This window comes from Cupriavidus phytohabitans (genome assembly GCF_000426345.1).
Lineage (GTDB): Bacteria > Pseudomonadota > Gammaproteobacteria > Burkholderiales > Burkholderiaceae > Cupriavidus.
The window spans coordinates 1-5,903 of record NZ_AUFE01000147.1 but is presented as its reverse complement, the minus strand read 5'-3'; the positions used below and the strand labels follow the sequence as shown (position 1 = coordinate 5,903).

At 59.5% G+C, this 5,903-nt stretch carries 5 protein-coding genes and 3 pseudogenes; 2 read left to right on the top strand and 6 right to left on the bottom strand.

Annotated elements, in window-relative coordinates; all coding sequences use genetic code 11:
• The 6 genes and pseudogenes from K309_RS41135 to K309_RS0133510 all read right to left on the bottom strand — a co-directional run.
• Positions 1 to 112: helix-turn-helix domain-containing protein (locus K309_RS41135; RefSeq protein ID WP_156914534.1), on the bottom strand; the 112-nt coding region annotated here is incomplete at its 3' end.
• Positions 113 to 163: 51 nt separating this feature from the next.
• A pseudogene (locus tag K309_RS42235) lies at positions 164 to 289 on the bottom strand (3-hydroxybutyrate dehydrogenase); the annotation flags it as partial.
• Between the two features lie 21 nt (positions 290 to 310).
• Positions 311 to 610: a hypothetical protein gene (locus K309_RS0133525; protein ID WP_029050305.1), complete on the bottom strand. Its 300-nt coding sequence runs from the start codon at positions 608 to 610 to the stop codon at positions 311 to 313.
• An 11-nt stretch (positions 611 to 621) separates the two neighbouring features.
• Positions 622 to 1,623, bottom strand: a pseudogene (locus tag K309_RS38625) (IS630 family transposase).
• 52 nt (positions 1,624 to 1,675) lie between these two features.
• A pseudogene (locus K309_RS38620) lies at positions 1,676 to 2,158 on the bottom strand (SDR family NAD(P)-dependent oxidoreductase); the annotation flags it as partial.
• A gap of 63 nt (positions 2,159 to 2,221) precedes the next feature.
• On the bottom strand, positions 2,222 to 3,613 hold the full coding sequence (locus tag K309_RS0133510) for a GntP family permease (protein ID WP_029050304.1): 1,392 nt from the start codon (positions 3,611 to 3,613) through the stop codon (positions 2,222 to 2,224).
• A 252-nt stretch (positions 3,614 to 3,865) separates the two neighbouring features.
• Here K309_RS0133510 and K309_RS0133505 point away from each other — a divergent pair, with 252 nt between their 5' ends.
• Positions 3,866 to 5,368: a sigma-54 interaction domain-containing protein gene (locus K309_RS0133505; protein ID WP_029050303.1), complete on the top strand. Its 1,503-nt coding sequence runs from the start codon at positions 3,866 to 3,868 to the stop codon at positions 5,366 to 5,368.
• A 259-nt stretch (positions 5,369 to 5,627) separates the two neighbouring features.
• Positions 5,628 to 5,903: IS5/IS1182 family transposase (locus tag K309_RS38615; RefSeq protein ID WP_035878809.1), on the top strand; the 276-nt coding region annotated here is incomplete at its 3' end.

Below are 5,903 nucleotides of genomic sequence, written 5' to 3'. Positions count from 1 at the left end.
GCGAGCGCCCCAGCCGGAAGGCCATGTCCCTCACGCCGATGTTCTCCGCCTTCCAAATCTCGATGCGCACGCGCTCTTCGGGTTGCAGTTGCCGGTACTTCTTCTTCGTCATTCACCACACCTTACCAAATGGCAAGGTTTTGCACTTCAGATTTGAGGCCGCCCTTGCGGCCAGATCGTCGATTTGCTGCTGCACCAACGGCGTCAGTACGAAGCCTGGACAGATAGCGTTGCAGGTCACAGCAGTGAGCGCCGTTTCCAGGGCGGCGACTTTCGTCAATCCCACTAGCACAACATCCCTCAAATAGCTTTAATAATTATCGGGTTGTAAATACGGCTCCAGGAGCGTGACGATCAACTGGGCCATCTCGTCGAGTGTGCCGGTGCCAGGCAGTGGCTCCCAACGCCCACTGTGGGTACGAAAGGCGGCGCCATAGCGTTGTCGGCCGAGCTCGGTCAGTCGTGCCACCACGGTCGGCTCCTCGTCGTCCAGACGTTTGATCAGCAGGTGACGACCGTAGGCTTGCGTGATGATCTGCTCGTGGCCGAGGAGGCTGCGCAGTTGCTTCTGCAATTCGGCAGCGTAGTGTTTGGCGGGTAAGGCTGGCATGTCGATCTCGATTACGATGCGCCGGTTTGTAGCGGGTAGCCCCGGAAGCTCCATTTGAACGGCCGGCGCACCTGATTGTGCGCGCCGACAAACTGCTCGGTGCGTTCGCGCAGGTGCGCGATGCTGGTGTGGCTCGCATGGCGCAGCACTCGGCGCGTGTAGCAAGCAAACCAGAGCTCGATCTGATTGACCCAACTCGCGTGCAATGGCGTGAAGTGGAAGTGAAACCGCCCATCGTGCCGCGCGTTGAACGCCTGCCAGACGGCTCCGGCGCGATGCGTGTTCAGGTTATCCCAGACGACGTGCACCTGTTTGCCCGGGTAAGCGCTTGCCACGCGCTCCATGAAAGCGACCAGATCATCCTGGGTGCGCCGGTCGCGGCATTCTGCCGGCACCTGTCCAGTATGGACGTCCAGCGCGGCAATCAACGCCTGGGTGCCGTGACGAATATATTCAAACTCACGACGACGCAGCCGCCCCGGCGCGGGCGCGCGTCCGGGGTACTTGCGCTCGATGACCTTCTCGCGAAAGGCCGGATCCGGGCTGTGTAGCCATTGCTGGATCCGGTGCGGACGTACGTCGCCGGCCTGCAGAATGCGCTGCACCTGGCTGCGGCTGATCTGCCCGACGACACCGCGCTCCAGGGCGCGCGCCACAATCTCCTCGAGCGTCGGCGTAACCCGCCCCTCAGGTTCCTGCGTTTCACACGCCAGCGCGATCAACTGTAGCCGCGCCTCGTGCGTGATGCGTGGCGGACGGCCGCTACGCTCACCCTTGCGAATGCCCTGGGCTCCGTGCTTGGCAATGCGCTTACGCCATAGGCAGACCGTTTGTACCGATACATCCAATTCTCGCGCAATGACGGTATTGGAGTGGCTCTCATGGGCTCACAACGCGATTCGTGCACGCATGACATCTCGCTGCGCAGCCGTCTTGCGTTCGATCAGCGACAGCAGTTCCTGTTGCTCCTTCTTCGCCAGCTTCACTGGCGTTGCATGTCGACCTCGGCTCATCCCGACATGATATCGGAGGCGATTAATTATTCAACCTATTTACGGGATGTTGTACTAGCCCATGCTTGGCTGCCACGTAGGCCGACTTTCCAGCAGATCCAACCAAGCCGTGCACCGAAGCAATATTGATGATCCGGCCCCAGTTGCGCGTACGCATGCCAGGCAGCGCCAGCCGAGTTGTATGGAACCCAGAGCTCAGGTTGATGGCGATGATGTCGTCCCATTTTTGGGCGTCAAAGGTCTCAATCGGTGACACATGCTGGATGCCCGCGTTATTCACCAGTACATCCAATGCGCCGAAGCGCTCATGCACCACGGCAAACATGGCTTCAATCTCCTTCGAATTTCGCATGTCGGCGGCGTGATTGATAACTTCGGTGCCGATTGCCCGAATGGCAGCGAGCGCAGCATCCGAGTCTCCAAAGCCATTGAGTACGATATTGGCGCCGGCCTGAGCCAGCACTTGCGCGATGCCCAGGCCAATGCCGCTGGTTGAGCCGGTGACGAGCGCGGTTTTTCCATTCAGGGATGTCATAGAAGTCTGCAGTAGAGGGATCGGTACTGCATGCGCGAAAGCGTTCGCACATGCATGGCGCGGTCAGACGAGCCCAGTCAGATAGAAGACCAGGATGACAAAGAACACAGCCAGCGTCTTGATCAGCGTGACGGCAAAGATGTCCCGATATGACTCGCGGTGCGTCAGGCCGGTCACAGCCAGCAGCGTAATCACCGCGCCGTTGTGTGGCAGCGTGTCCATGCCGCCGCTGGCCATCGATACAACACGGTGCAATACGTCAAGCGGAATGCCGGCCACCTGCGCACCATGGATGAATGTGTCGCCCATGGCCGCCAAAGCAATACTCATTCCCCCCGAGGCCGATCCCGTAATACCTGCCAGGGAACTCACCGAAACAGCGGCATTAACTAGCGGATCTGGAATGCTCTTGAGAGCGTCGCCTACGACGAGGAAACCCGGGAGCGCCGCAATCACGCCACCAAACCCATATTCCGAAGCGGTATTCATCGACGCCAGCAGCGCGCCTCCGACAGCCGTTTTCGTGCCCTCGGAAAATCGCTTTCGCACGGCGCCGAATGCGGTTAGCAACACAAATGCAATGCCCAGCAGCAAAGCACCTTCAACTGCCCAAATGGCGGTCACTGTTGCGGTCGGCAGCGTGACTGGCTTGGCCAGCCCGGGCAAGGCGACGCTGCTCTGTGCGCCATACCATTGTGGGATCATTCGGGTCAGCACAAAGTTGGACGCACCAACCACCAACAGCGGCGCCATGGCGAGCAACGGATTTGGCAGATGCAGCGTCTGCACCGGTTCCGGCTCATTCAGAAGCGAGGTGCCATAGCCTTCACCGCGTTTCAATGCATCACGCCGCCGCCATTCGAGGTAGCCGAGGCCCACGATAATGATGAACAGCGCTCCAGCCACGCCAAGCACCGGCGCGGCCCATGCAGTGGTCTTGAAGAACGTCGTAGGAATGATGTTCTGGATCTGCGGCGTACCCGGCAGAGAGTCCATCGTGAACGAAAAAGCGCCAAGTGCGATGGCACCGGGCATCAGGCGTTTGGGAATGTTGCTCTGGCGATAGAGCTCCGCCGCAAACGGATACACGGCAAACACCACCACGAAGAGCGATACCCCGCCATAGGTCAGCAAGGCGCACACGGCAACAATCACAGCGTTGGCGCGCGCGCTGCCGATATAGCGGATTGCGGCTGCGACGATGGAGCGAGAGTAGCCCGACAGCTCAATGACTTTGCCAAAGACGGCACCCAGCAGGAACACCGGGAAATACAGCTTCACGAAACCGACCATCTTCTCCATAAAGATGCCCGTAAATGCTGGGGCGACAGCGGAGGGTTCCGTCAGGGCCACGGCGCCGAGCGCGGCCAGGGGAGCAAACAGAATGACGCTGTAACCCCGGTAAGCGGCGAGCATCAGAAAAGCAAGGGCTGCAACGACAACAACAAATGACATGAAGTCTCCACGAGGATTTTTTCTTGGTTGCATCGTGTGATGGCGGGGTCGGCTAACCGCCGCGCACGTATTTGCCCTGAGCGGGCAGAATCGGCCTAGGGCACGGCATCATTGCATCCTTCATGCCAGGCGAATATATGGCTCATAAGACACTACAACCCGGTATGTCGCACCGAAAATTCTCGAAACATAGACAAATTGATAAAAGCAGTCTTTTGTGTGAGAATTTGTCTCCATATGGAGAAATCAATGATGAGCAGATTGCGGGCGGAAAACAGGAGCATGTTGGGCAATTACGATGCCGTTGCCCGGCGCGCCATGGAATCGCTGTTCAGGACCTTCGAAAACTTCAGCGAGGGAACTATCGTGGTAGACACGAACGCGCGCGTTGTGTGGATCAACAAGCGGTATGCCGCACGATTCGGTTTCGAGGATGCACAGGCGGCTATCGGCCTGGAGTGCGAAAAGGTCATTCCAAACAGCTTGATGCGTCAGGTGGTCAAGACGGGTAAGCCGATCCTGCTCGATATCCTCGAAACCCCTCAGGATCCGATGATCGTGATGCGACTGCCGATCAAGGACAACGACGGCAATACAATCGGCGCGGTTGGCTTTGCCCTCTTCGACGAGCTCAAGTCGCTCACCCCGCTGTTCACGCATTACACGCGCGTGCGGGAAGAGTTGATGGCTACGCGCCATACGCTGGAACAGACGCGGCGCGCCAAGTACACCTTTGCCAGCTTCGTTGGCAACTGCCCCGCGACCCTGGAGGTCAAACGGATGGCGCGCCGTGCCGCACAAGCCGATGCACCGGTGTTGCTGCTGGGCGAGACTGGCACCGGCAAGGAACTGCTGGCCCATGCCATTCACGCCGCCTCGGCGCGCGCGGGGCGGCCGCTGGTGACACTCAATATGGCGGCCATTCCCGAGACATTGCTCGAAGTAGAGTTTTTCGGCGCGGCGCCCGGCGCTTACACTGGCGTAGAGCGCAAAGGCCGTATGGGCAAGTTCGAACTGGCCGATGGGGGCACACTGTTCCTCGACGAGATCGGGGACATGCCTCTGATGCTGCAAAGCAAACTACTGCGTGCCTTGCAGGAGAAAGAGATCGAGCCCATCGGCTCGAACCGCATCATCCGCTCCGATGTGCGCATCATCGCCGCCACCTCGGCCGATCTGCCAGCCTTGGTGGAAGCCGGCAAGTTCCGTGCGGACCTTTATTATCGCCTCAATGTGCTGCCAATCTGCCTGCCGCCACTGAGGCAGCGCCAGCCTGATCTTTTGCCTCTGGTATATGCCATGCTGGAAGAGATTTGCACGCGCGCGGAGCGCGACGCCCCTGTGCTGACGCAGGCCGCACTGAAAATGCTTGTCCAATATGATTGGCCTGGCAACGTACGCCAATTGCGCAACATACTCGAGCGGCTGGTGATGATGCACGATACTGGCGAGGTGGATGACAGCACGCTGGCGTCTCTGCTTGGCTTGAGAGTCGTACAGGATCCGGGATCATTGCCGGCGCAACCCGCGGCTCCGGAAGCGCTCATTCAGCCCCCTCCAGAACTCGGTTATGCCGAAGCCATGGCCCAGTTCGAAGCCGCCTATCTCGTCCGCGCGCTGGCTGCAAGTTCGGGCCACGTGGCTCGCGCTGCCGCAAGCATCGGCATCAGTCGGGCGGCCTTGTACAAGAAGCTGGTCGCACATAGGAATGCCGGGCGCTTGCCCGGCCGAGGCGTGTGGAACCTGAGTGGCTGAACGGGCGATTCCCTATCGTCTGCTTATGATGGTCGCATTAATGACGTCTACCGGTTGGTCCAGCGTTTCGGCGGCGGCCCGAGGAGGAATCTGTTTGCAAAGTGTCTCGAATCGATACTTGCTAAAAGGTTTCGCCCAGAAGAGCTGTGACGGGCTATGCGCCGCTGTTGGCATTGTCCCAATCAATCTAGGGATGCTCTGCATAATTAGCCGGCGGATGTGCTTGCAATGAATCGTCGAGCCGGCGAGCATGTAGCGCATGAAACAAACTGACCTCGGACTGAACTTGTCGACCAAGCGCACCCGCAAGCGCGAATTCCTGGACGAGATGAATCGTGTGGTGCCCTGGGCCGATCTTGTGATGCTCATCGCTCCGTACGCCCCGGAAGGCAAGCGCGGCCGTCCCCCGTTCGCGGTCGAGGCAATGCTGCGCATCCACTTCGTTCAGCAATGGTTCGGCCTGTCGGACCCGGCGATGGAAGAAGCGCTGCACGACGTCCCGCTGTATCGAGAGTTCGCCGGGCTGGACAACTGG

What these genes read in the sequence shown, in the direction of transcription:
- K309_RS0133525 (WP_029050305.1), bottom strand. Translation starts at nt 610, where the DNA reads ATGCCAGCCTTACCCGCCAAACACTACGCTGCCGAATTGCAGAAGCAA.
- K309_RS0133510 (WP_029050304.1), bottom strand. Translation starts at nt 3,613, where the DNA reads ATGTCATTTGTTGTTGTCGTTGCAGCCCTTGCTTTTCTGATGCTCGCC.
- K309_RS0133505 (WP_029050303.1), top strand. Translation starts at nt 3,866, where the DNA reads ATGAGCAGATTGCGGGCGGAAAACAGGAGCATGTTGGGCAATTACGAT.